Origin of the sequence: Treponema zioleckii (assembly GCF_014737315.1) — a bacterium.
In the GTDB taxonomy this organism is placed as follows: domain Bacteria; phylum Spirochaetota; class Spirochaetia; order Treponematales; family Treponemataceae; genus Treponema_D; species Treponema_D zioleckii.
In genome coordinates this window covers 1-26,211 of record NZ_JPUF01000022.1, presented here as the reverse complement: position 1 = coordinate 26,211, position 26,211 = coordinate 1, and the positions used below count along the sequence as shown (strand labels likewise).

Genomic DNA, 26,211 nt, shown 5'->3' with positions numbered 1-26,211 from the left:
CGACACCCGCCATGCAAAAATGCACGGCAGATTTTGTGTTACTGGTCTTTTGCCCACTCGTTGTATTCTTCAAGTGTCATAAAAGTAACATTGCCCAAAGAACCATATTCCCATTGTATTGGTCGGAATTCGAATGTTGAGTCATCTGGTAAATCAGATAAATTTACGGTCATCTCAATCGGCTGAAATTGCGTTTCATCAAAATAGCGATTCTGGGGTTTTACATTGAAATCCGCATTGTTTCCTGTATAAAGTCGAATTTCACCTTTCTTTATTCGATAATCTGTATTGTCATACAAGCCATACTCTAAAGTACCATCGCCGCCTGAAATATAATAAAAACCTTCCCAAACGTTTTTGGAAATTGACCTTAGATTGTTTGTGTTGACAGTTCGAGTCCAGTATTCATTCGCTTTGTTTGTCTTCGTTTTTTCCCATTCAGTCATAACTTGTTTCGCTACAAGTACAGTATGACGGTTGAACACCAACTTTGCACCGGGCAATCCAGTAAGTTTTACGCTTTTATTGTCGCTTGAAAGTTCTGTTTTTATGTTAGAAAAATCATAGACTAGTATCACGTTATTTTTAGCAACATATCCTGCCAAATCTTTGAGTATTTTTTCCCATTTTTCCTTCTGCTCTTCACCATACTTAGCTTTTGCCTTCAAGTCGCTTATGTCACTGCCTGAAAAACTACCGTCAAGCATCTTACTCATAGAAATACGAGCTTCCTTGCTTGTTGATGAATCTTTCTGTGCTTCCGCATAGAATGCAAGTGCTTCAATCAGATTGTCTGCTTTTTCTGCGGCAGCACCTTTTGCGAGGGATTTTGTTGCGTTCAAGGATTTTTTATCGGTTTTAGCAAGCTGGGCTTTTTCTTTTTCAGACAATCCAATTCCAAGACCGTCGAGCAATTCTGTGATAATTGCACGAACAGTTGTTCCATCTTCAATTTCTTTTGAGCCAGCCCTGTCGTTATAAGCTGCCTTGATTTCATTCGTTGTGATGTCTATCGCACGGAAGTTCAGTTCATACGAAGACGAAAGTGCCGTGATTGAACCAAAGACTGCATACTGTGCGTTAGTCATCTGACCGAGCTGAACAGCATTTTCTTCGGTGTAAAAGCCAGTCTCACCAAGTTCTTGCTCAGCCTTTGTCAAATCTTCGTTGGCACGGTCAAGAACGGTCATTTTTGAATATTTCGCAAGATTTCCCGTGATTGAATCCTGAAAAAACTGTGGCATCCAGCTTTCGCCTTTTCCGCCGTTGCGTACTTCGGGAGCGGTGACGGCAATTACAAGGCCTGCACCTTTGTATAAATCTTTTTCTGATTTTATTTCTTTTACCGATGATGACTTTTCTGTCGTCTGGGCCACATTACTTACTTCCGCAGTTGAGCCACATGAAGACAAAAAAATCATCATCACAGAAAATAATGTGACGATGATTTTTTTCATTTAATTCTCCTAGTTGAACAAAATTGATGCTGCAAGAGCCTCGGCATCAGCCCATTCTTTGTCTGCACCAGTTACAGTTGCTGCAGACTGGTAAACAGGGCTGCCAGAAAGGTAAGCTGCTTTTGTTGCATCTGCTACAGCTTCCGTCTTTTTTACGCTGGCATCAGCTGCAATTTTTGTGCGTTCTGTCTTTGCGTTCTGCATGATTTTTGCAAGTTCCTGCTCTGCGGCGGCTTTCTGCTGTGCCGGTGCAAGTGAAGCCTGAACATCAGCCATCTGTTTATTGATTTCAGCTTTCTGTTTTGCTTCTTCCTGACTCATAACAGTCGGGAATCGGGCATCATGCATCATTTCGCTTACCAAACCTTTTACAAAATCTTGTTCAGGGCTGAGCTCGTCTGCAACGCCACCCAAAACTTGTTTGACATATTTTGCCGTAGTTTGTGCCCAAGTATTTGCAGGAATCTGATAAATCTGATAGACGATATAACTTGATTTCTTCTCGCCAGAAACCGGGTCAACTTCAACAACCTGCTGCCAATATTCTGTTGCTTTCTGATGTCCTGTTATCTCTGCATTTGACTGAGTTTTTGTGACTTCCTCAATCGCCTGTCGGGTTGCATCACTCAAATTGCCAGAGCGAGCCTGTTCTGCCGCATAAACATTGACTGATTGCTGAAGTTCTCGTGCAATCGTGCGAGCATAAGCCATATCCGCTCGCATTGTTGCAGAACGAACATCGGCACCAGTTCCAGTTGAACGACGGAAGACATCGCCGTCCTTCTTTTTGAAAGCAGCAATATATGCAGAAAAGTCACCTCGAACGGCAGGAGCAAGCCAAGCCGGGGTCGCTTCTGTTCCAAGAGTTCGTCCGTCCCAGTCAACAACGACAGTCTCTTTTCCAGCAACAGTTACGCCAGAGTTTGACGCAGGCTTTATACTTGCATTTGAACTCACGCCGCTTGTGCTTCCGCAGCTTGTCGCCATAAGTACCGCAATCGCAGCAAATCCAATCAAAATTTTTTTCATATTTTCCTCCAAAATATTTTATGCCGTTACAAGGCTAGTTCACTTTGTAAAGATTTTTGAATCTCTTCTGCAACTGCAGAAAAAGCCCGTTGTTTTGCAACAGCTTCGTTCTTTGCCCCGATTTTTTTAAGCTGCCTGCTTACCGAATAAATCACTTCGCCAGCCTTTTCAATTTGAATCGCAAAAGATGGCGTGAAGAATGTTCCAGCAGGGAGAGTTTGTGTGTTCTCAGAGATTTCTACAGAACAAAGATATTCTGCGTTTTCGTTCAGAATTTTTATTCCAACTTTTGAGAAAATTTCTTTGACTGATTTTGAAACCCGATCCTCGTAATCCGAAGAAACTTTTACAGAAACAGAAGAACTTTTTGCTATTTTTCGGATTGCAGCCTCAATGTCAGAGATTTTGTTACGAGTTCCACCATATTTTTCAGCACGGTCAGGATTCAAAATCATTGCAAAATCTAGTTTTTTAATAATTTCGCTTTGTTTTGCTTCTTTTGAAGCCCTCGAAAGTCCGATGATTTTAGAAAGGTTGTCCGATTGAGAAATTGCATTCGAATAAAATTGCTCAAAACTCTGCACGGAATCCTCAATTTTCGGCTCATAAATCCGCCACGCTTCCTCACGGTCAATGTAGGCCGTCACTTCGTATTGTTTTTGCTTTTTGTCAAACCTTGGCTTCGTATAATGAACCGCAAAAAGTTCAGTCTGAGAATTGACAAAAACTTCTTCGGTCATTGTGCTGTTTGCGCCGGCACTTGTGACTGTCGTTCGTTCCTCAGCTTTTACTTCAATACTCATCTGGAAGAATTTTGAAATCGCAGACAAAGCGGCTTTTTCAGCAGATTCTTTTGTCGCACCGTAGCCAGTTTGAACGATATATGATGGATTATTAAGAAAATCTTCCGCAAATGCAGAAAAAGCAGAAATCAAAAAGGATGATATTAATAGAAGAAAAGTTGTGATTCGTTTCATTTTTATCTAGCTTTCAAGGTCTTAAAGGCTTTTTCAAAAGATTTATATAGCCTATAAGGCTATATAAAGAAAATACTAGCACCCTAAAAGGCAATATGTCAATAAAAATCTAGCCTATAATAATGTTAAGGGCAAAATATGACAGAAAATTTCTTTGCAGACCGACTGCGCTTTTTACGCAACGAGCGAAATATTTCAGCACGAGAAATGAGTCTTGCACTTGGTCAAAATGAATCCTACATCAACAAAATTGAAACTTGTCAGCGTTCTGTTTCGATGTCAGCTTTTTTCAATATCTGTGATTTTCTTTCAATAACTCCGTCCGATTTTTTCAATGAGAACATCCACACAACAGATTTCAACTCAGAAACATTTCTTTCTATTTATAAGCAACTTCCCCAAACGCAAGCCAATCATATTTTTGCCATAATGAAGGATTTATTGAAAAAATAAACTTGGAAAATAATATAAAAAGGCTTACATGCAAAAATACAGAAAATACGAAAACTTGACGAAGAAAGAATAGCAGTGTACATTGTTTTTATAAAAAGCGGGGACGCTTGCAAATGAGCGACCGACTCCGTTTAGCAGTTGATTAAAACCGCCCTAGAAGTCTGGTACACTTCATTTATGGGCGTTTTTTTTGCTCTTAGTCCTATTTGAGCAGGAAAGAGAGCAGGTCTATAATCAGTGAAATGAGTGTAATGACAAGCATTACAATTTCATAAAACGTCATACAGACAGCCTCCTTCATTCATGAGAAATCGGAGGCAAGCCGCCGCAGATGCAAGCATCCCCTATAATGTGTATAGTACAGTAGATAAGTGAGAACGACAAGACAACAAAGAGGAGGAAAAACAACTCCATTTCCACGAGCACCTTACCACTCCGCTAAAAACATGCTAAATTATCTTCCATGACAATCAAGCAAGCAAAACTTTACGGTAAAAATGAACTCGTCTCATCGCCTACTCCGCAGCTCGACACGGAGGTGATTTTGCAGCATCTCACGGGATTCGACAAAACGCATTTGCTCTTAAACCGTGATTTTGAGCTTACGGAAAATCAGGAGTCAGATTTTCGCATGGCTGTCAAAAATCGGCAGACTGGGCTTCCGGTGGCGTACATCACGGGGCACAAGGAATTTTTTGGGTATGATTTTTACGTTACGCCCGACGTTCTTATCCCAAAGCCGGACACGGAGATTTTGGTCGAAACGGCGATTGAACGGATAAAAACTCAGCTCACGCAAACAGAAGCGGGCAATTTGACTTTGTGCGATATGTGTTCTGGCTCCGGCTGCGTGGGAATTTCGATTTTAAAATCGCTGGAAGACTTTTTAGAAAATCAAAATTCTTCTATTAAAATCACTTTTGTGGACATAAGCGAAGCCGCGTTAAAAATCACCCGAAAAAACGCGGAACGGCTTTTATCAAAAAAATCACTCGAAAGCGCACGTTTTTTGCTTTCAAACCTTTTTGAGAACGTGAGCGAAAAATTCGACATAATCGCGACGAACCCGCCTTACGTTCCCCACGACGAATCCGTGGAGCTTTTGACCGACGGTCGGAGCGAGCCACTTTTGGCCCTTGACGGCGACGTAAACGAAAACGGCGAAGCAAGCGGCACAAACGACGGCTTGTTCCTAATCCGAAGGCTCATTCCGCAAGCCGCAGCTCACATGAATCAAAACGGCTTTCTCGCCCTAGAAAGCGGAGAATACAACGCCGCGCAAACAGCAAAGCTTTTCGTTCAGCACGGCTTTACCAACGTCCGCACGCAAAACGACCTAAACGACATGCCCCGCGTCACCAGCGGAGAAAAGAGTCAATCTTCATCTTTTGCTGAAAGTTTTCGGGAGTGGCAAGAAAAATATCATTCAACAACGCAGGATTCTGTTATCAATGAACCTTTTACAAATGAAGAAATCGAACAGATTTTTAAATCCGAGCGCAAAATCGAAAACCTTTGTCGTGCGCAAGATATGGAAGTCTAAAAATGAAACCGATTTATCTTTTAGACACAAATATTTATTCGGAACTCGCAAAACCTGAACCAAATTCGACCGTCGTGCAAAAAGTCATTAAAAATCAGCGGATTTCCGCGATTTCTGTCGTAGCATGGGCAGAGTCTTTGTACGGCGTAAAACGCTTGCCAGAAGGAGCAAAAAAGGCAAGTCTTGAAGATTTTCTTTTGAATCGGATTCTGCCATATTTTGAAGTTTTACCCTTTGACCAAAATTGTGCATGGATTTATACGGACTTGCGCGTTCGCCTTGAACAAAACGGCACACCTATGCCCGACGCAGACCTAAAAATCGCCTCCGCCGCCATTTCAAACGGCATGATTTTGGTCACCCGCAATACAAAAGATTTTGCCCCTCTAAAAAATTGCAGTACACTTGCAATTTTGAACTGGTTCTCGGAAGAGTGATAATAGAAAATGCGAAGGCTAACACTACCTTCGCACAGTCTTCCTACTCCACAGTAACGCTGTACAGCTCTATGTTCTGGTCCTGAAAATTCGATGAGCACAAAAGGTTGCCTTCCGCGTTCAGGTCAAGCCCGGTGGGTTGGTTTCCGCCAGGAATCGTTTTTACGATTGACATGTCGCTTGTATCGATAATCGTGATTTTTCCGTTCTGCGGGCTTCGCTTCGTGTAATCCTTCGGGTTATTCGGTCCCCGGCTTGAAACAAAAAGCCATCGGTCATTCAGCAGGTCAATCGTGTTCGGATTGTAAAAAACCTTTACTTTTTTCGTAATCTTGAACGAAGCCAAGTCAATTTCGTAAATCTGAAAATAATACATGTCGCTTACGTAGGCTTTAGATTCATCTTTATTCACCATGATATGACGCATAGAAGACTTAGGAACAGAAATCTCGCTCACCTTTGCGCCTGTCTGCGTGTTGAATTTGTGAATTTTTCCGCCTTCGTAAGAAAGCACGATAATATTCTCGCCTTTGTCGGAAAAATAAAGTCCGCGCGGAGCCGCCGCAGTTTTAATTTTGCGAACAAGTTTACCTGATTCATAGTCAATCAGAGAAATGTCGTTACTGACCCAATTTGAAACGCAAAGAAGATTTTTTTCTGCACTGTAAGCGATAAATTTTGACCACACGCCTTTTGTAGGAATCGTGCGCAAAAGTTCGAATTTAGGGTACGAATATTCGTAAAGATTTGCGGTGGTCATTTGCGAGACAAGAAAAACATTTTTCTCAGGAATAAAAAGTCCCTCGGCAAAGCCCACTTTCGCCGCATTCGGAGGATTTATGCGTTTTAGCATTTTCTTTTCTTCAACGCTAAAAACATCGAATCCGTTGTCGTCCAAAAGCGGCATTACAATGTATTTTGAATCCGGGCTAAAAAGCACTTGTTTAGGCTGCTTTCCGCATTTGTAAGTCCCGATTTTTGTAAGTTTAGGCTCGGAAAATGCAAAAGTCGTAAAAACGAAAAAAATTAAAATAAGAAGGAAGCTGAACTTTTTCATATTGTTAAAATTATAATTTGCTTTTATGAAAAAACAAGTTCCATTCGGCTTCTCTCCATGCAAACCTTTGCAGAACGGAGTCGAAGCATCACTCTTCCGCCTTTACAAAAAAGAGCTTTATTCCTTCGTCCGGAAATTTTTCTTTTACGGCCGCAATTATCGCCTTTACCCGGTCTTTATCCTCGTCTTCAATATACGTCACCAAAACAAAGTTCGTCTCCGGCCAAGTAGAGGTGCCGAGTTTGTAATCCTTTGAGCCACGACCATTCACGAGCGGAACGATTGTGTACAAAATGTTCGGAATGTACTGCTCAAGCACCTCAACAATATCATCCTGCACGGACTGGTTCGCAATTATTTCTGCACGATACATATTTTCTCCTAAATTCCGCTAAAATCTGTAAACTCGTTCGGTGTGCCCAAAGAATCTTTTTTCAATTCATCAAGCTCGTTAGGACGCAAATCAAAGGCAACTCGAATTCGGCTTTTGTGAGTCTTTTTTTCTTTCATTATGAGCGAGTACAAAACAGGAATAAAAAACAGGGTAATAAACGTAGAACTTGTAAGTCCGCCTACAACCGCAACGCCAATCGGCTGAACCATCGCCGCGCTACCTGTCGTCGCAAAGCACATTGGAATCATACCCAAAATCGTGGTGAGCGTCGTCATAAGAACCGGGCGAAGTCGGCTCGTTCCGGCTTCAAGGCACGCTTCCTTCATCGGCACGCCCCTGTCAATCAAGAGGTTTGTGTAGTCAACCAAAATGATTCCGTTGTTAACGACAATCCCAACAAGCATAATAAGTCCTACCGCACTTACCATACTAAAGGCCTGCCCCGTAAACTTATAAATGAACACAACGCCAATCGCAAGGAAGGGAATTGTCATAAGATTGATGAACGGAGCCTTAAAGCTCTCATAAGTTCCCGCCATTACGCCAAATACGAGAAGAATCGCCATGATTCCGATTAACAAATACGTGTGTCCCTGCTCCTGAGTGTCTTTCCAAGTTCCCTCGTAAGTGAGCGTAACGCCGTCAGGAATGATGAACGAGTCGGCAATGCCAGCCTTAATGTCTTCTTCAACCACGTTATCGTTTCGTGAACCTGTATTGTCCGCAGTCACTTTTACGATTCGAGACTGATTCGAGCGTTTTATAGAAACCGGGCCGAGTCCTTTTTTGACTTCTGCAAAATTCGCAACACTCACCTTGCCGCCAGTACCGTTAACGTAAATCTCCTCCAAATCCGCAACAGTCTGCCTGTCGCTCTTCTGATACATCAGAATAAGGCTGTATTCTTTTCCGTCCTGACGGTACGTTGTGGCGGTAACGCCGTTAATCGCGTAGCTAATCTCCTTTGCAACAGTGGTTACGTCCACACCAAAGGAATATGCGCGCTGCCTGTCAATCACAATCTCAATCTCCGGCAAGCCTTCCTCGGTGTCAATCGAAACTTCGCCAATGTCAGAAATCTTTTCCATTACGGAACGCACTTTGTTCGCAACATCAAGAGCCGCGTCCAAATCGTCAGAACGCACATTTATCTTAAAGTTGCTTCCTGTCATCTGCCGGGCAAATCCCTGGCTAAAATTGAATCTGGCCCCGGCAAAATCGCCAAAATGCGCACGGAGTTTTTTCTGAATCGTATCGCTGGTATCGTATTCCACGCCCTCAAGTTTTTCGTCCTCAGCCGGAAGATTTATCTGCAAAGAACCTTTGTACGATGAGCGCGAGCCTCGTCCCGAACCAATCGACGTGATAATCGTCTTGTATCCCTTCACTTCGTCAAAAGCAATTTTTTCAAGCGACTTTAGAATCTGCGAAGTTTCTTCCAGCGCCGTTCCGATTGGAAGCGTAACGTTCACGGTAACGCTGCTGTCTTGTCCGCTGTTCATCATGTTCACGCGCAAAGTCGGAATCAGAATGAACGATATCGCAAGAAGCGAAAAGCACACGATGCACGTAACGAGCCTGTGCCTCAACGCGGAGCGCAAAACAATCCTGTAAAACCGAGTCACAATCGTGAGCGGGATTTCAAGCGTCTCGTAAAATTTTTTCAGCGGAATGAATCTTATTGGCTTTTCGTTTCGGTTTGTGAGCGGAAAGAATTTTCCGGCCAAAACAGGAACGAGGAAAATCGCAACAAAAAGCGACGAAACAAGCGCAATAACGACCGTAAAAATGATTCCCTTGAACATCTGCCCCATCATTCCAAGGTCGGAGAGAAAGAACAGGAACGGAAGGAATACGCAAATCGTGGTGAGATTTCCAGAAACGACCGACATAATCATCTCCGACGAACCGAGCACTGCCGCAACTTTAGGCTTAGCGCCACGACTTCGGTAAACGTAGATATTTTCAATCATAACGATTGACGCGTCTACAATCATACCAACGCCAAGAATAAGCCCCGTAAGCGTCATCATATTGAGCGTGATTCCCGCAAAATTCATGCAGAGCAAAGTGATGATGATTGAAAGCGGAATGGAAATCGCAATAATCATCGTGGATTTTCCAGATTTTAAGAACAAAAACAGAATCAGAACCGCAAGAATCAAACCTGTGTAAGCCGATTCCAAAAGCGTGTTGATTGTGTCGTTTATCGAAGTTGACTGGTCCTGAATTATGTCGAGCGTAATGTCGCTTGGCATAAGATTCTGAATTTCCTTGAGTTTTTCGCGGGTCGCCTTTGCAACAATTACAGTATTTTTTCCTGACTGCTTCGTTACAGAAACGTAAACGCCGCCTTCACCGTTAATAAAAACATCGTTCGATTTGTCGGCATATCCCAAATAAGCATTCCCAACATCGCAAAGACGCACAACGTAGCCATTTTTGGTGGTGATAATCGTGTTGTTCACTTCGTCAATGCTCGAAAATTCACCCGTAGTCCTAACAGTATAATTCTGGATTCCCTCGGTGATTTTTCCGCCGCCAAGCTCCAAATTCTGCTTTGAGACGGCCGAATACACATTCGCCATCGTAAGCCCGTAAGCCGCGAGCCGGTTCCGCGAAATGTCAACGCGCACGATTTTATCCCGTCCGCCCGAAACGCTTGCCTCGGCAACGCCCTCAGTCTGCTCTACAAGGTCAACGATCTGGTCTTCCGCAATCTGCTTTAAGTCGTCGTTCGAACGGTTTCCGCGCACAGCAATGCGCATAATCGGCATTGAGTTCGAGTCCATCTTCATAATGGAAGGCGAACCCGCCCCGTCTGGAAGGCTTCGCTGAACGCGGCTAATCTTGTCCCGCACGTCGTTAGTGGCTGCTTCCAAATCCGTTCCGTAGTTGAATTCGAGAGAAATTCCAGAAGAACCTTCGCTCGAAGTCGAAGTGATATTTTTTAGTCCGCTCACCGAAATAAGAGAACCTTCAAGCGGTTTCGTAACCGACTTTTCAACCGATTCAGGTCCCGCATTCGTGTAAGTCGTTGAAATATAAAGATATGGAGAGTCAACATCAGGCATCAAGCTGATTGCAACGTTCTGCAGAGTGAACAAGCCCATTACGCCCAAGAGCGCAAAAACAATCAGCGTTAAGACCGGATGTTCCAGAGTTGATTTACTGATGCTCATTTATTTTCTCCCAGATTTTCCAGAATCAGAACGTCGCTCGCCTTTTTTCTCGCCAACCGATTCAAAAGACTCAGAGGCAGAAGAATTTGAAGAATCAGATGAATCTGATTTTGGCGCACCGATGTCTTTGATTTTTGAACCGTCAGCAAGAGAAGTCTGCCCCTGAATTACGATTTTTTCCCCCTCACTAACGCCCGAAAGCAACTGAACCATTCCGTCAACGTTCTTTCCGAGAGTAACTTCCCGCTTTGAAACAGTGCTGTCATCGTTCACCGCATAAGCATAATATTTGTCGCCGTTCTGAACCACGGAAGTCGCAGGCATCACAACAGCCCCCTCGTAATCCTCGGTGTACAAAATCACCTTCGCAAACATTCCCGCATTGATTCTTGAATCCCGCTCGTCAAAATGAAGGATTACGTTCTTCGTTCGGCTCGTAGAATCAACAACCGGACTTACACGAAAAACAGTCGCGTCAAAAGTCGTGTCTGGATACGCCTCAACTGAGATTTTTGCCTTTAAGCCAACTTTTAGAACTCCCACGTATCTCTCAGGCACATCCGCCGAGACCTGCAAGTTGTTTATATCGCCAATTGTCGTGATTGCCGTGGAAGTAGTCACTTTAGTCCCATTTTTTACAGGCGTCGTAATAACGCTGCCCGAAATCGGGGAATAAACCGCACTCGCACGATAGTATGAACCAGGTTCGCTTGGGTCAACGTAGGCAAGAATCTGCCCTTTCCGAACAGGCGAACCTAAAAGCACGTTCGACGAAACTATTTTTCCGCCAATGTCAGGGTAAACTGCCACCTGATTCTGACTTTCAATGTCGCCATTCGTCGAAATATAACCGTGCAGAGTCGTAACAGCCAAGTCCATCGTCCGCACAGAAACAACAGTGTCGCCACCACCGCGTCCCCCACGCCCGCCTTTGCCGCCAGGCCCCGAAGACTCTCCGTCGCCCGCAAAAAATTTCGTATATAAAAACGTTCCGCTTACCGCAATAACAGCCGCAAGGCCGACCACAGTGGCAAGAAAGGTATTTTTCTGCATATAAATCTCCTTTTTGTTCTAGTGTAATTCTGAATTCAGTTTCTTATTTTTTTGCCGAAAACGTACCAAATTTTACGCCAATCGTATTTTCCAGCGAAAGAATCGACTTTATAAGATTGTAAATCTCGTTTTTTAACGAAAGTTGGGCAGACAACAGCGAGTTGAGAGAAGTCTGCACCGCAAGATAATCCTTCGTTCCGTGCGTGTACGCATTCCATGTAAGATTGTATGAACGCTGGGCAAGATTTACGTTCGCCTGCTTTGACTTTATTGCCGACTGGCTCTGCTTTATTGAGCGGAGAACCGAATCCACAGAAAGCTGCAAGTCCGTCCGCACGTTTTTTAGCTGAAGCTCGTAATCTTCAAGGGAATCCTTTGCCGAGGCAATGCTGTCACTTTTAGAACTCCACGGAAGGATTCCGTCAAGTGGAATTGAAGCGCTCAAAGTAAGACTCGTGCTTTTTGTTGCGTCTGGTGCCGTACCGTCATAGCCCGTGTACCACGAACCGTCGCTAAATTTTACGCTGGCATTCAGACTTGGAGCGTAAGCCGAAAATCTTGCCGAAAGCACAGCATTTTTTCCGGCCTCGATTTTTTTCTCAAGATTCTTGATTTTTGAAGAAGAAATTTCGATTCCATCAAGAGAAATTTCTTCAAGCCGAATCATTTCGTCCAAATTTCCCGAAAGCTCAATCTCCGCAGACTGCTCCAAGCCCAAAAGCTGCTTGAACGAAGCAAGGTCATTCAAATACGCGGTGTTCGCGCTCTCAACCGTAGGAATCTGATTTTTATAACTCACTTCGCTCGAAAGCAAATCAATCTCGCTCAGCCGGCCTGCATTGTACTTTGACGCATTCGAACTGTACTGTGTACGAAGCGTCGAGAGATTTTTTTCCTGAACGCTGATGTTTTCTTTTTCGTACAAAAGCCCGTAAAAAGTCTGACGAACGCTCAGCTCAACGGAACGCACGGCATCGTCAAAAGAAAGTTTTCCAAGCTCGTAGTTGAGTTTTGCGGTCTGAACAGAAGTGTAAAGGTTTGCGGTCAAAGAAAGGGAAAGAGATGCCGAAAGATCAATTTTTGCAGAATATTTTGATTCAGAATCACTCAGCGCATCAATAGGAACTCCAGCCGAAGCCCCGACCGAAATGCTAGGACTTACAGAATTCCAGGAATGATTTTTGGCACGCTCAAGGCCCCTCAAAGTTATCTGATTTCTTTCTATAGATATATTATTTTCAAGAGCCAATTTTACTGCATCATCAATCGTAAGGAGCCTCGGATTCTCTGCGGCAAACAAAGAAAGCCCTTTTAGCAACACAAAAAGACAAGTCAAAAACTTTTTCATATATTAAATTTAACCTTAATATTATTTTATCCACAAGAAAAAAAATCACATAAACAGAACGTTAAAAAAAAAATTTAGTTAAGATGCTAACATTTTTTTATCAAAGAAAAGAAATTTGATTTTCGGCAATCCTTTAGCGTTGTCTTTCAAAAAAAAATGAAATATAATCAACTCATAATCTTTTTTAGGAGATACAAAATGACACTTAACGACATTAAAAATGCCAAGATTAAAGCTTGGATTGAAGAATGCAAAGCAATGTGTGAACCAGACAACGTTGTAATCTACGACGGTTCAACTGCAGAATACGATCGCCTCGTAAAAGTTTGCGTAGACGCAGGTCTCGCAACTCCATTGGCTAAAAAACCACACAGCTACCTTTTCCGCTCAGACCCATCAGATGTAGCTCGCGTAGAGAAACGAACATTCATCTCTTCAAAAACACAGGAAGCAGCTGGTCCAACAAACAACTGGATTGACCCAGTAGAGCTCAAAGCAACAATGAAAGGTCTTTACAAAGGATGTATGCACGGACGCACAATGTACGTTATTCCGTTCTGCATGGGACCTCTCGGTTCACCAATCTCTAAGTGCGGTGTTGAACTGACAGACTCAGAATACGTTGTACTCAACATGCACATTATGACTCGTGCAGGCGAGAAAGTATGGCAGTACCTCGACGACAACTTCGTTCCATGTCTCCACTCAGTTGGTAAGCCACTCAACAACGGCGAGAAAGACAACGGGGTATGGGCTTGCGCTCCAGTTGAACAGAAATACATTTCTCAGTTCCCAGAAGAGCACCTCATCTGGTCTTACGGTTCAGGATACGGCGGAAACGCTCTTCTCGGAAAGAAATGTTTCGCTCTCCGAATCGCTTCTGTAATCGCTCACGAAGAGGGATGGCTCGCTGAGCACATGCTCATCTTGAAGCTCACAAACCCACAGGGCGAAGTTAAATACGTAACAGGTGCTTTCCCAAGTGCTTGTGGTAAAACAAACTTGGCTATGCTTATCCCAACAATCCCAGGATGGAAAGTTGAGACAATCGGTGACGATATCGCTTGGATGAAATACGGAAAAGACGGACGTCTTTACGCTATCAACCCAGAAGCTGGATTCTTCGGTGTTGCACCGGGAACTTCTGCTGAGTCTAACAAGAACGCTCTCGTTTCTGCTTCAAAGAACACAATCTTCACAAACTGTGCTCTTACTGAGGACGGAGACGTTTGGTGGGAACAGATTGGTTACCCAGCAAAGGGCAAACTCGTTGATTGGAAAGGCAAGACACGTGACGCTCTTCCAAAAGACAAATCTCCAAAAGGTGAGGAATTTGCTCATCCAAACGCTCGCTTTACTGCACCTGCTAACCAGTGTCCATGTATCGCTCCAGAGTGGGAGAATCCAGAGGGTGTACCGATTTCTGCAATCCTCTTTGGTGGACGCCGCCCTTCAACTGTACCTCTCGTACATCAGGCACGTTCTTGGGAGCACGGTGTATTCCTCGGCTCTATCGTAGGTTCAGAGATTACAGCAGCTTCTACAATCAACGCAGACGAAGTTGGTAAAATCCGACGCGACCCATTCGCTATCCTCCCATTCTGTGGATACAACATGGGCGACTACTTCCAGCACTGGATCAACGTTGGAAACGCTGCAAAAGACAAGAACCTCTTGCCAAAAATCTTCTACGTTAACTGGTTCCGCAAGGACGAGAACAACGCTGAACTCCCAGGTGGATTCATGTGGCCAGGATACGGCGACAACTCACGCGTTCTCGCTTGGATTTTCGACCGCTGTGACGGAAAAGACAACTACGTTGACACACCAATCGGATACATGCCAAAAGACGGTGCTATCAACACAGAAGGTCTCCCAGAATACTACAAGAAGACTCTTCCAGAAATCACAAAAGTTGATGTTGAAGGATGGAAGAAAGAAGTTAAGGATATCCGTGAGAACCACTATCCAAAATTCGGTTCACACCTTCCAAAAGAACTTACAGCTATTCTCGACGACCTCGAAAGCCGCTTGAACAAAGCATAAGTTTTTCTTAACTAAAAGATAACTGAAAGCCCTGCCGGGGAATTTTCTTCCGGCAGGGCTTTTTTGTTTTTAAATTTTACAAAACGTGAATGAATCAAAAAAAAACGGCAGAACAGCCCTTAAAAAAGACCATTCTGCCATTATAAAATCAGCGTATTTTAATTTATGCGCCCATTCCGCCGTCAACGCCGATTACCTGAGCCGTAATGTAGGTGCTCAAATCAGAAGCGAGGAACAATGCAGTGTTGGCAATGTCTTCTGGCGTTCCGGCACGTTTTAGAGGAACACGCTCAATCATCGCACTCTTAATATCTTCTTTTAGAACGTTTGTCATATCAGTAGCAATAAATCCCGGTGCAATTACGTTTACGCGAACACCTCTTCCACCAACCTCTGCGGCAAGCGATTTTGAGTACGCGATGAGACCGCCTTTAGAAGCCGCATAGTTTACCTGACCGCCGTTTCCGTGGATTCCGACGATTGAAGACATGTTGATAATAGAACCTTTTCGCTTTCTAATCATGTCGTTTGAGACAATCTGACTAATAAGGAATGCCGATGTAAGGTTGATTCTAATAACGTCGTCCCAGTCCTCTTTCTTCATTCTGAACGAAAGTCCGTCGCGAGTGATTCCGGCGTTGTTTACAAGCACGTCAAATCCCTGTGATTCAGCAAGGGCTGCTTTTACGACTTCAGTAACGTTTTCGGCATTGCCTACGTCAGCATAAATCTCGTGAAACTTTACGCCCTTTTCTGCTGCAAGTTTTTCCAAATCTTCTTTGGCTGCGCTAGGCTTTGAACAAAGTCCCCAAACTTCGCATCCTTCGTTCAAGAATTTTTCTACGATTCCGCGACCAATTCCGCGAGACGAACCTGTAACAAGTGCTTTTTTATTTTCCAAAAGTGCCATCTTATTCTCCGTGATTAAAGTGCAGAAATAACTTCCCAAGTGTTTACCGGAGAAGCCGGCATTCCTGAACCGAATTCGGTCTGTCCCCAAAGTCCTGAAAGAACTTTTCCCGGTCCTGGCTCAAGAACAGACCATTCCATCTGTCCGCCCTCAACAGAAATAATGTTTGCAAGAACGGCTTCCTCGTCAGTCCAAAGAACTGGGTGTGTCAAATGAAGAACTGCGCTTGATTTTGCTTCAGAACCTTTTTCAACAGCCTTTCCGGTTACATTTGAGAACAAGTGGATTTTTGGGTCTGCGAACTCTACGTCTGCAAGAACCTTTTCAAATTCATCAGCGGCTTTCTGCATGAGCGGTGAATGGAACGGACCTGCAACAGCAAGACGAACTGCACGGCGTGCGCCAGCCTCTGTGGCAGCTTTTTCAGCCTCTGCAAGAGCGTCAAAAGTTCCGGAAATTACGGTCTGCTTAACTGAGTTCATATTTGCGGCGTAAGCATCTTTGATTCCTTTTGCAATCTCAACGACTTTTTCTGGAGGAAGACCAAGAATCGCGCTCATTCCAGGTGCGTGACCAGCATTCTCTGCGGCGATTTCTTCGCAAACTTTCTGCATGATGAGTCCGCGCTGGCGAACAACTTTGATTACTGATTCAAACGAGAGAACTCCTGCGGCATACAAAGCAGGGAACTCACCGAGGGAGAATCCCATTGCTGCGCTAGGCTCAATTCCTTTGTCCTTGAGGGCTGCCATAATCGCAAGGGAAGCAGTCGTAATTGCAATCTGTGAGTTGTCTGAACGACTAAGTTCCTTAGCATCAGATTCCCACATGAGTTTTTTCATATCAACATCGATGAGTTTTGAAACATCATCAATAACTTTCATTGCCGAAGCAGAATTCTCAGCAACATCCTTAATCATTCCCGGTGCCTGAGCACCCTGTCCAGGAAAAAGGAAAGCATACTTCTTAGCCATAATTATCACTCCTTGACGCAACAAGCGTATCTTCTATTATATAGTAAAAACTTTGTGCAAACCACAATTCGTTTTGAAAATGACAAAAAATCAAAAAATGTCATTTTAGATTCATCTTATAAGAGAAGTGGATTTTGTTCAACACCCCAAAGAGTCATCGTCATGTCTTCCGTATCAGCCCCACCAGTCTTCAACTTTTAGCATGGAGTTTTCGCATATGGTGGCAAAGTCTCCGATGTTGTGGGTGATTAAAACCATACCGTTTGCGATTGCAGTGGCGGCAATCTGGCTGTCGTAAAAAGGAGCAGGCTTTCCCGCCTTTTCACATCGTGCTTGCAATTCACCACAAATTTTTGCTGCGAAATCATCATAAGGAAGCATTGCATAAGAGTCTTTTATATCTTGCATATTTTCCCAAACAGCATCTTTTTTTCTTCCCTCAGGCATTCTTTCGTACCCAATTTTTTGACAGCCATATACCGACTTTCAGACGTGTTTCCTAAATTCGGAATGACGGCTTTGTAAAAACTCTACATTCGACCTAATAATTCACTCTTGGGCTGAATTTGGGTGCGGCAAACATTCTAAAAATCTTTAATGACGTATTCATTAAAATAGTCTAAAATAAAAAAGAGAGACTAATTATGGCTGCTGCAAAAAATACTATTCCCAAAGTAAGATTTCCCATCGGCATGAAGCTCATGCTTATAATCGGCCTGATTGTAATAATTTCGCTCGGAATCATTACGTATATGGTCAATTATTTTGACACTTATGACGTTAAGCGAAAAGGCGAAAGCAACAATTTTACGGTGAACGGACGCTCTGCCGCCGCTGCCGAGAGTTTTTTTTCGCAGGTAAAATCCAACGCTTTTCTTTTTATGAACGTCGCCTCAAACGTGGGAAATGACGAAAGCACAATTCAACAGGCCTCCGCTTATTTTTTTGAGCAGAATGACTATACGGCGGGAATTTTTCTTGTAACTGCGGACGAAAAATTGGACTTTGCCATTGAATTTCCGAACAAGAAATTTCTGAATCAAAACGAACTTTCAATCGAAAAAATTCATTTGTTTATTCAGGACGAGGAAGAATTCATAAGAAAATCGGCCGAGGGCGAGAATTTTGTCCTAAATCCCCGCCCCGTGCTTGAATGTCCGAGCCTTGCGTTCTTGTATCCCTGGCACGAGAACGGCTTAAAACAAACGCTCGTGGTTCTTACTTCCGTGGATTCTCTCTCGCAGACATTCGGGATTTTAAGCACGAACGTCTCTTACATCGTGAACATGCGCGGAGACATTCTTGTTCACCCGAACGATGAACTTACAAAAGTGAGAGCAAACGTCTCAAAGTCACCGATTTTTGCACAAATGCTCGAAGATGCAGATTCCAGCGAAAGGCAGATTTCGTTCACTGACAAAGACGGAAAAGAATACTTTGGCGTAATCACCACAATCGACACGCAGGTAATTTACGAGAACGTCGTGAACATGACACAGCGCAACATCTATTTTGCAGGTTCAGTGTTTTTTCTGGCGCTGCTTTTTATCTGGATTTACTCAAAATCAATCACCGTTCCGCTAAAAAAGCTCACAAAAGCTTCGGGAGAAGTTGAAAACGGAAATTACGACATAAAGCTAATCTCAAAAACCCGCGACGAAATTTCGGTTCTTACAAAGAGCTTTGTAAAAATGAGCCACGGGCTTGCAGAACGCGAACGACTGAAGGACACATTTGGAAAATTCATAAACAAAGATATTGCAGAAAAGGCCTTAAAAGGAAATCTTACGCTCGGAGGCGAGACAAAAGAAGTCACGGTATTCTTTTCTGATATTCGCTCGTTCACAGCGATTTCTGAAAAACTCACTCCGTCGGAAGTAGTTGAATTTTTGAATCAGTACATGACTAGAATGGTAAGCTGCGTGACCAAAACGAACGGAATCGTAGACAAATATATTGGCGACGCGATTATGTGCGTTTGGGGCGCACCGGCATCTTCTGGCAGCGTTCAAAAAGACGCGCTCTGCTGCGTAACGGCGGCTTTGATGATGCGTAAGGCTCTCATGGAATTCAACAAGGGACGCGGAGGAGACAAAAAACCGATAATCAAAATCGGCTGCGGAATCAACACAGGCCCTGTTATTGCGGGTCAGATTGGCTCAAAGGAGCGAATGGAATACACGGTAATCGGAGATGCCGTAAATCTCGCTTCCCGAACGGAGGCACTGAACAAGCCGTTCGGCACGGATATCCTCATTACTGAAAACACGTACAATCTAATCAGGGATTACGTTATCGTAGAAAAAATGCCTTCCGTAAACGTAAAGGGCAAGACTGAGCCAATAAACATGTATGCGGTTGTAAATCTCAAAAACTCACAAATCAATCCGGAACTGGGCATGGACGGACCAAAAACGCTTTCGGACGTGAGAAAACTGCTTGGAATCGCACAGCCAGACTGGTCAAAGGTAAATCCGAATGAATCAGAAAAGAAATACAAAATCAAGGGCTAAAGAAACCATAAAATCCGTCCTCATAGTTTTGTTCTTTCTGCTTGGAAGCGCCTGCAACCTGGCGTTATTTTTTTATGACCTGAACAAGGTTATGACAAAAGACGAAAAACCAATCGCGGCAATCACTTTTAAGCACAAAAATGCGCAACGAAAATTCATAGAACGCGAAGTTTGGGACCGCCTAAAGCAAAACTCGCCGCTGTACAACGGAGACACAATCCGCACGGCAGAGCTTTCGGAAGCGATTGTGCGCATGATAGAAAACGACGAGGACTCAATCGAGCTTTACGAAAATTCAATCATTCAGATTTTTTCCAAGAACGGACAGCTCATTGTTGACGTGGCAAGCGGCGGAGTGACCGTAAAAGCCTCGTCAGCCACCGTAAAAGTTCGCATTGGCGGCACACTCGTTGACGTTGAGGCAGGTTCCACGCTCTCCGCCACGGTTGACGGAAGAACCGCCGTAACGAACGTGCATCTTCTTGACGGTCATGCGCTCGTAGCAACCGAGGACGGCAAAATCGAAGATTTGTTCGAAAAACGTTCAGTCTTTTTTGAAAAAGGCGATAAGGATTTTTTGCAGAAAGTCTCGTCAATTCCGTTTATAAGCGTTTCGTCCCCGCTCCCGAACGAAAAAATTCTCTCGCTCGACTCCGCGGACATTTCTGTTTTGTTCAAATGGAAAGTTGAGAATTTGACGGAGGACGACAGCCTTATCCTTGATTTTTCGAATGACCGGAATTTTACGGAAGTCACTTCGTTCAGCCTAGAAAATCTTTCGGAAACTCAAAAAATCATTCCGCACAAAAACACGTACTGGCGAATCTACTCAAAAAAAACGGGACCAAAATATGCGGCGCAAAGCAAAATAAATATCGTAGAAGCCTCGCCCGTTACGCTTTTGGTTCCTGCGAACAAATACAAGGCAGAATATTTTTCGGATGAATCAAAAATCAAATTCTCCTGGATAGAACAAAAATGGGCTTCATCGTATCTTTTAAAAATCGCTAGCAAAGAAGACATGCAGAATCCAGAATATTCAATTTTGGTGAAAGATTCTTCTATTATATTGCCTAAAATCCCCGACGGAAATTGGTTCTGGAAAATCGTTCCGCTTTACGCCGACAATATCGCCTCAGAAAAAACAGAGAGCGAAGTGCGTGAATTTTCGATTCAGAAAAAAGACGGTCTTGCCAGCGTAAAACTTCTCTACCCGCCAAACAAAAGCCAAATAGAAACATTCGAAAGCAAAACTTTGAATTTTTCATGGAAAAACATTTCCGACGCGAAAGAATATACGCTTGAACTTGCAGGCGACCCGGAATTTATGACGCGTGAATTCAAAATAAAATCCAGCGAAAACTATTGCACCGTGGATTTGTCACAGCTCCAAAAATATCAGAAAAAAAACGCGCCTCTTTTTTGGAAAGTTTACTACACAAACCTTCACGGAAAAACTTCCGATGATTCAAAAGTCAATAGTTTTACCCTCGCCCCAAAGCGCTTTAGCCAAAAGTTGATTTTTCCTCCAGAAAATTACAAAATCGAATCCGCAAGATTGCAGGACGTTACGTTCTCCTGGAAGACGAACGCGACAGACAAAAAACTCACAAAAGTCGAATTCTCAAGTAGCGATGATTTTAAAAATCTTCTGCCAAGCATCTCAAAAAGCGCAACTTCGTGCATTCTTTTAGAAAAACTTTCGGAAGGAACTTACTACTGGAGAATCAGCACGCAAAACGAAGGAAAAACCGAATATTCCGAGGCAAGAACTTTTTTTGTTCAGTCAAGTTTTAAAGCCCCAAAGAGCAAAATGGACGAATACGTTCAGGACGGCGAAATTAAAGTCGGCGTGCAAGACGGCGAGAACGTGCATTTTTCGTGGGAAAGCATACAAAACGCAGATTCCTACCGATTCAAGATTTTTGAGGAAGAAAACACAAACCAGGCTCTTTTCGAAAATAATTCGGTAAAAGGAAACAAACTTGACCTGGACTTGTCTTCGTTCAAAACCGGAAAATACATTTGGACGGTTCAGGCAAACTCCGAGGAATCAGAACTTTCTACAAGATTTTCTGGAGAACTTTCAAAAAACAAGATTGAAATTCGGAAACTCGGAAAAATCGAACTTTTAAGTCCGTTGGACGGCGAAGCTATAAGCGAAACAATATTCGACGACAACGCAGGAACTTTTGATTTTAACTGGCAAACAGATGAAAATAATATTAAACTTGTATTTACATTGGGCAAAGTTCTTTCAAACGGAAAAGTTCAGGACATAAAAACCGTGGAAAATGCGGAAAGCGGAATTAAATCCGACGTGCTTGAAAGCGGAAATTATGTTTGGAAGCTCGAAGGAAAAACTTCCGACGGATACGACTTAAAAAGTGCCGAGCAGACTTTTTCCATAAAAAAACGCCCGAACCTAGAAAAGCCGGTCTTGGTTTTGCCAAAGCCGAGCAAAGTCTTTAAGGCAAGCGAACTTGCAAAAACTTCGGCAATTTCCTTTAGCTGGAAGCCCGTAAAAAATGCTTCGTACTACATAATCACAATCCGAAAAGGAAAAAAGAAGATTGTAAGCAAAAATACAGGAACTTCCACAAACTACAAGTTTACGAACCTAAAATTGCTTTCGAACGGAACTTTTACCTGGCAAGTAGAAGCCGTTCAAAAAATCGAGCGGAACAAAACAACTTTAAAGAGCCAGTCGCCGTGGACAAAATTCAGAATCGATTTGCCGGCACTGGATTCCATAAAACTTTCGGACACAGGGGAGCTTTACGGTTTATAGGGGAAGAATGAAAATAAAACTTTTTTTGTGCATGTTTCTCTCTTTGGCCTTCAATATTTTTGCACAAACGCAAAGCGAAGGAAAAAAGCATTATTCCCTTTACGAAGAGGACGGGCATTTTCGTTTTACGCAAAAACTCGAATGGCGTGCCGTACAAAACATAGGGTATTATCTTATAGAAGTGCAGGAAGAAATTGCACCCAAAAAATTCAACACGATTCTCACAAAAAAGCTGAACCAAAATTCTTGCGAACTTTCCTTAAAGTCAGGCTCTTACCGCTACAGAATTTCGTTGTTCAACATTCTCGGCCAAATGGAGCAAAAATCCAACTGGCAGAATTTTACGATTCACAAAGCCGTTCAGCCAGAAATTTTAGATTTTGAAAAAACTGATTTTTCTTTTCAAAAAACTTCCGGCAAAAAATCAGATTCAATTTTCATTTTTGGAAAAAACTTGCTCAAAAACTCGGAAGTGAATCTTATTTTTGAGGACGAAAACACGAACGTCTCGGTGAGCGGTTCCGTAAAAATGGCTTCGGAAAACGGCGAGAACATAAAAGTTCATTTTGACTTTACAAAGCTGTGGAAAATTCTTTTGGAATCGCAGACAAACGATGAACCGTTGGAAAGTTTGCCGCTTACAATCATCATAAAAAATCCGGGCGGGCTTTACGCAAAAAAAAGCGGGCTTACGCTGAGTTTAAAAAAAGAGATTTCAAAAGCCACTAACGCCCCGGAAGAAAAAATCTCTCCGCCCGTTCCACAAGAACTTCCGCAAAAAGAACAGGCAAACGAAGTTCCAGAAGAATTGCCGCAGGAAGAAAAAGAGCTTCCAGAGTCCAGCGAGCCTACGGAAGAAAGTGAAAAAGAAGAAATTCATGAATCCGAAGAAAAACAGGATTCTGATTTTGGGCTTGAATTTAACCTTGACGTTGCATTGGGACTTTCCGTTCCCTACCAGATTATTGGAAAAGAATATACCGAAGCGATGATGTACGAGGAATTTTTTGGAAAACCCTATATTTTTCCTTCATTCACGGCGCAAATCTCGTTCTTGCCGCTACGAACAAAATTCGGCAACTTCGGGCTTGGCATTATTGCGGATTATTCGCCAGTAGAAAATTCAGTTGAACGAACAATAAAATCCTACACGCTCACAGGCGAGCTTATGAGTTTTTACGCAAATCTTGAATGGCAGAAAAAAATCAATTTTCTTTTGCTTGGACTTTATGCCGGCGGCGGAGTTCAAGTCTTTAGGGATTTTGTCTACGATTTTTCAACACCATACGGCTCATATTCAAGCTTCAATTTGAATTCAACGGGCTTAGCCATTGACGCAGGATTTTCTTTAAAATTTTTGTTTTTTAAAGGATTTTTTGCTGGACTTTCATGCAACACGTGCTATAATATCGATACGCATAATGGCACGGTTGAGCCTGCCATTTTAATTGGTATAAAGTTCTAAAAAAAAATTGGCGTTTATTTATAAGGCAAAAAAGTTATTTTTATCAAGCAACTCAAAATTAGTTTTTGGCTTGGAAAATTTCTGCCTGCTTAAGAACGCTGCGTCCTTTTTTAGAAGCAAAGACTGATACAAATTTGTTTGGTAAAAATCTCTTTTGGCCTTAAGGAGTTTAAGGTTGAGATTTTTTACTAAGTATTCTCTCTTTGTATTGTTTTTCGCACATCTCATTTTTATATCTTGTTCCAGCGAGATAAATAATCCCGAAGATTTTTTTCCACGATATGCATATTCAGCTCAAATTTCCTCAGTAGAATTTTCTGGCGAACACACAAAAGGCACTTCCGGCTACGAAAACATTCCAACGGGCGCAGATTATTCAGTCTACTTTTATGTGAACAACCCAAAGAATCTGGAACTTGAGGCAAACGTATCTTTTTCAAATTCAGACATAAACGCGGACATTGATTTTGACGAGGATGCAAGAAAAATAACCGTGACCTACCCTGCTTCCATACTGACCGAGCCAGACAGTCTTGAAATAAAAGACATTTCCCCAAAAATAACTCTGAGCCGAAAGTCAGAAACAGGCACGGCCGCAATCGAAGACATTTATACGCTGAACCTAAGCTGCAATTCCCCGCCACAGCCCATCTACAACGCACAATCGGGAATGTACGGCGAGGAACTTGTTTTATGCGTTGAAACACCGCCGTCTTTTGCGACGGACACAAATCTTTTTACGGTGAGCGACGGCACAACTTTCCACAAGTTTTCGGTAAATCCAAATTCAAACTCAATGGAATCGGCTTCGGGAGAAAGCTGGACAATCACAGACTCAGCTCCGACCGGCTTGAACGGAATTTCTTGCGTGGGCGGAGGAAGACTTTTCTACATAAAAACCGGCGTAAAGTGGTCAGAAAAAAAGAATTTCTCAGTGAACTACAATTTTTATGACGCAGCGGGATTGGCATCCGACTCATACGAACAAAACGTGGCGTACAAAGAAAAAGAGCTCTCTGTTTCTTCTGCAGGAAGCTCTTCAAGCAGCGGAAGCGAGAGCGAACCTTTTGACTCGCTGACTAGCGCGGTGGAAGCAATAAAAAACTCGAACGACGCACAAGAATACACAATCCGCTTGCTTTCGGACTTATCAACGGCGCAGAACGAAACGATTGATTTATCAACACTTTCAAGCTCTGTAATTCTCAACATAGAATCTTACGACGGACAGACAAAAACGATTACCGCAAGCGACACTACAAAATCAGTCGTTACAGTACAGGGAACGCCCCTGCACAAAATAAACTTCTCGAACATAAAAATCACAGGCGCAACGGCTTGCTCCGTAAATGGTGGCGGAATCAACATTACAGGCGGCGTAAACGTAACGCTAACCGACTGCGAAGTAAGCAACAACGTTACAAGCGGTGCTTTTGGTGGAGGAATTTTTAATGAAGGCAACCTGTACCTTTTAGGAAGCAGTGCAATAACTGGCAACAAAGCTCTAATCGCAAGTGTTGGCGGGCACAACGTTGGCGGTTCCGGCGGCGGAATTTACAACAATAACGGAAAAGTGTTCTTTGCAGATTCTGCCGTTGTTGGCGACAAAAATCAGTCAACAAATGCGACGGAAGCAAATTACGGAAATTCGGCAGCCCTTCATGGCGGCGGAATATTTTCACTGGGTGGCAAGATTTACATAGGCTACAAGAATGATTCCACAAAGGACTCGGCTTTTTCTGGCGGAATAATGTACAACTATGCGAATAATCACGGCGGCGGAATTTATACGCAAGACTACGATTCCGACGTTTCTACCGTAATCGAAATGAGCGGCGGAAAAATCGGCTACAACGGCTGCTTAAAAGACGGCGGAGGAATACGCTTAGGCGGTTCAAGCGATTCGTTCACAATGAGTGCAGGCTCAATCGAAGGAAATAAAGCAAATATTAACTTTAGCGGAACGAACCTTGACGGCGGAGGCGGAATTTATGCTGGCGGCACAACAGCTGGAAGCGTAACAATAAACGGCGGAAGCATAAAAAATAACACGGCCCTTAAAGGCGGCGGAATCTCAAGCAAGCGAAGACTCGTGCTGAACGGAAACACACAGATAACAGGAAACCAGGCAATCGGAACAAACGAAGAAAACGAAAGCTATGGTCGTGGGGGCGGAATTTTTATGAATACGACAAACCTTCTTGAAAAAACAACTTCCGTCACAATCGCTGGAAATACAGCCAACGACTCCGATTATGCAGACGTTTATGAGCCTTAAGATTTTTCTGACGGAATTCAGGGAAACGAGATTCCGAAATAAATTCGGAATGACATTCTTTTGTTTTTCTAAAAAACTCACAAAAATTGCGAGCGGCGCGCGAGCAATGAATCTGCATATCGAACACCTTCAGAGAAACTTTCCAGAGCGCGAGTTTTTGGAAACGCTAAAAATGAACTTTGCACCCTGAAAGCCAACTCGTGCGTTTTCGAAAACTTGCGGGAAACGCACGAGCAGAACTAAAATCTCCAAACAAAACGTGCAGCGTTTCCTTGCGTTAGGCACAAAAGCCCCGGAAAGAAAT

19 protein-coding genes are annotated in these 26,211 nt (G+C 43.2%); 8 read left to right on the top strand and 11 right to left on the bottom strand.

Going from position 1 to position 26,211, the window contains the following annotated elements:
• Positions 1–38: 38 nt before the first annotated feature.
• From JI65_RS07475 to JI65_RS07465, 3 genes are read right to left on the bottom strand one after another with little or no spacing between them, the layout of a single operon-like run.
• Positions 39–1,457, bottom strand: a complete 1,419-nt coding sequence (locus JI65_RS07475) for a CsgG/HfaB family protein (RefSeq protein WP_191014756.1) — start codon at positions 1,455–1,457, stop codon at positions 39–41.
• Between the two features lie 9 nt (positions 1,458–1,466).
• The gene (locus JI65_RS07470; protein WP_191014755.1) at positions 1,467–2,486 is read right to left on the bottom strand and encodes a hypothetical protein; all 1,020 of its coding nucleotides are present in this window, start codon (positions 2,484–2,486) and stop codon (positions 1,467–1,469) included.
• 26 nt (positions 2,487–2,512) lie between these two features.
• The gene (locus tag JI65_RS07465; RefSeq protein WP_191014754.1) at positions 2,513–3,463 is read right to left on the bottom strand and encodes a hypothetical protein; all 951 of its coding nucleotides are present in this window, start codon (positions 3,461–3,463) and stop codon (positions 2,513–2,515) included.
• 138 nt (positions 3,464–3,601) lie between these two features.
• On the opposite strand from JI65_RS07465, the gene JI65_RS07460 reads away from it, so the two are divergent.
• From JI65_RS07460 to JI65_RS07450, 3 genes are all read left to right on the top strand, one after another.
• Positions 3,602–3,916 (top strand): helix-turn-helix domain-containing protein, encoded by a 315-nt coding sequence (locus JI65_RS07460; RefSeq protein ID WP_191014753.1) that lies wholly within the window; start codon positions 3,602–3,604, stop codon positions 3,914–3,916.
• A 463-nt stretch (positions 3,917–4,379) separates the two neighbouring features.
• Positions 4,380–5,459: a peptide chain release factor N(5)-glutamine methyltransferase gene (gene prmC, locus JI65_RS07455; protein WP_191014752.1), complete on the top strand. Its 1,080-nt coding sequence runs from the start codon at positions 4,380–4,382 to the stop codon at positions 5,457–5,459.
• 2 nt (positions 5,460–5,461) lie between these two features.
• Positions 5,462–5,896 (top strand): PIN domain-containing protein, encoded by a 435-nt coding sequence (locus JI65_RS07450; RefSeq protein ID WP_191014751.1) that lies wholly within the window; start codon positions 5,462–5,464, stop codon positions 5,894–5,896.
• A 43-nt stretch (positions 5,897–5,939) separates the two neighbouring features.
• Here the strand turns inward: JI65_RS07450 and JI65_RS07445 are convergent, their stop codons facing one another.
• The 5 genes from JI65_RS07445 to JI65_RS07425 form a co-directional block, all read right to left on the bottom strand.
• Positions 5,940–6,953 carry a YncE family protein gene (locus JI65_RS07445; RefSeq protein ID WP_191014750.1) on the bottom strand — a complete coding sequence of 338 codons (1,014 nt, stop codon included), beginning with the start codon at positions 6,951–6,953 and terminating at the stop codon, positions 5,940–5,942.
• A gap of 88 nt (positions 6,954–7,041) precedes the next feature.
• Positions 7,042–7,326 (bottom strand): PG0541 family transporter-associated protein, encoded by a 285-nt coding sequence (locus tag JI65_RS07440; RefSeq protein WP_191014749.1) that lies wholly within the window; start codon positions 7,324–7,326, stop codon positions 7,042–7,044.
• Positions 7,327–7,334: 8 nt separating this feature from the next.
• On the bottom strand, positions 7,335–10,529 hold the full coding sequence (locus JI65_RS07435) for an efflux RND transporter permease subunit (RefSeq protein WP_191014748.1): 3,195 nt from the start codon (positions 10,527–10,529) through the stop codon (positions 7,335–7,337).
• Entirely contained in the window at positions 10,530–11,582 is a 1,053-nt protein-coding gene (locus tag JI65_RS07430) for an efflux RND transporter periplasmic adaptor subunit (RefSeq protein ID WP_242457192.1), read from the bottom strand.
• A gap of 43 nt (positions 11,583–11,625) precedes the next feature.
• The gene (locus JI65_RS07425; protein WP_191014747.1) at positions 11,626–12,930 is read right to left on the bottom strand and encodes a TolC family protein; all 1,305 of its coding nucleotides are present in this window, start codon (positions 12,928–12,930) and stop codon (positions 11,626–11,628) included.
• Between the two features lie 198 nt (positions 12,931–13,128).
• On the opposite strand from JI65_RS07425, the gene JI65_RS07420 reads away from it, so the two are divergent.
• Positions 13,129–14,976 carry a phosphoenolpyruvate carboxykinase (GTP) gene (locus JI65_RS07420; RefSeq protein ID WP_191014746.1) on the top strand — a complete coding sequence of 616 codons (1,848 nt, stop codon included), beginning with the start codon at positions 13,129–13,131 and terminating at the stop codon, positions 14,974–14,976.
• Between the two features lie 163 nt (positions 14,977–15,139).
• Here the strand turns inward: JI65_RS07420 and fabG are convergent, their stop codons facing one another.
• The 3 genes from fabG to JI65_RS07405 all read right to left on the bottom strand — a co-directional run bounded on the left by fabG (position 15,140) and on the right by JI65_RS07405 (position 17,307).
• Positions 15,140–15,886, bottom strand: coding sequence for a 3-oxoacyl-[acyl-carrier-protein] reductase (gene fabG, locus JI65_RS07415; RefSeq protein WP_191014745.1), 747 nt, complete (start codon positions 15,884–15,886; stop codon positions 15,140–15,142).
• Positions 15,887–15,900: 14 nt separating this feature from the next.
• Positions 15,901–16,860, bottom strand: a complete 960-nt coding sequence (locus tag JI65_RS07410) for an ACP S-malonyltransferase (protein WP_191014744.1) — start codon at positions 16,858–16,860, stop codon at positions 15,901–15,903.
• 174 nt (positions 16,861–17,034) lie between these two features.
• Positions 17,035–17,307 (bottom strand): PIN domain-containing protein, encoded by a 273-nt coding sequence (locus JI65_RS07405; protein WP_191014743.1) that lies wholly within the window; start codon positions 17,305–17,307, stop codon positions 17,035–17,037.
• A 197-nt stretch (positions 17,308–17,504) separates the two neighbouring features.
• Here JI65_RS07405 and JI65_RS07400 point away from each other — a divergent pair, with 197 nt between their 5' ends.
• The 4 genes from JI65_RS07400 to JI65_RS07385 all read left to right on the top strand — a co-directional run bounded on the left by JI65_RS07400 (position 17,505) and on the right by JI65_RS07385 (position 25,907).
• A complete protein-coding gene (locus JI65_RS07400) occupies positions 17,505–19,373 on the top strand; it encodes an adenylate/guanylate cyclase domain-containing protein (RefSeq protein ID WP_191014742.1) in 1,869 nt (622 codons plus the stop codon).
• On the top strand, positions 19,339–22,164 hold the full coding sequence (locus JI65_RS07395) for a FecR family protein (protein WP_191014741.1): 2,826 nt from the start codon (positions 19,339–19,341) through the stop codon (positions 22,162–22,164). The genes JI65_RS07400 and JI65_RS07395 overlap by 35 nt, the downstream gene beginning before the upstream one ends.
• 7 nt (positions 22,165–22,171) lie before the next feature.
• Positions 22,172–23,629: a hypothetical protein gene (locus tag JI65_RS07390; RefSeq protein WP_191014740.1), complete on the top strand. Its 1,458-nt coding sequence runs from the start codon at positions 22,172–22,174 to the stop codon at positions 23,627–23,629.
• Between the two features lie 175 nt (positions 23,630–23,804).
• Positions 23,805–25,907 (top strand): autotransporter outer membrane beta-barrel domain-containing protein, encoded by a 2,103-nt coding sequence (locus JI65_RS07385; protein ID WP_191014739.1) that lies wholly within the window; start codon positions 23,805–23,807, stop codon positions 25,905–25,907.
• The last annotated feature ends 304 nt before the right edge of the window (positions 25,908–26,211 follow it).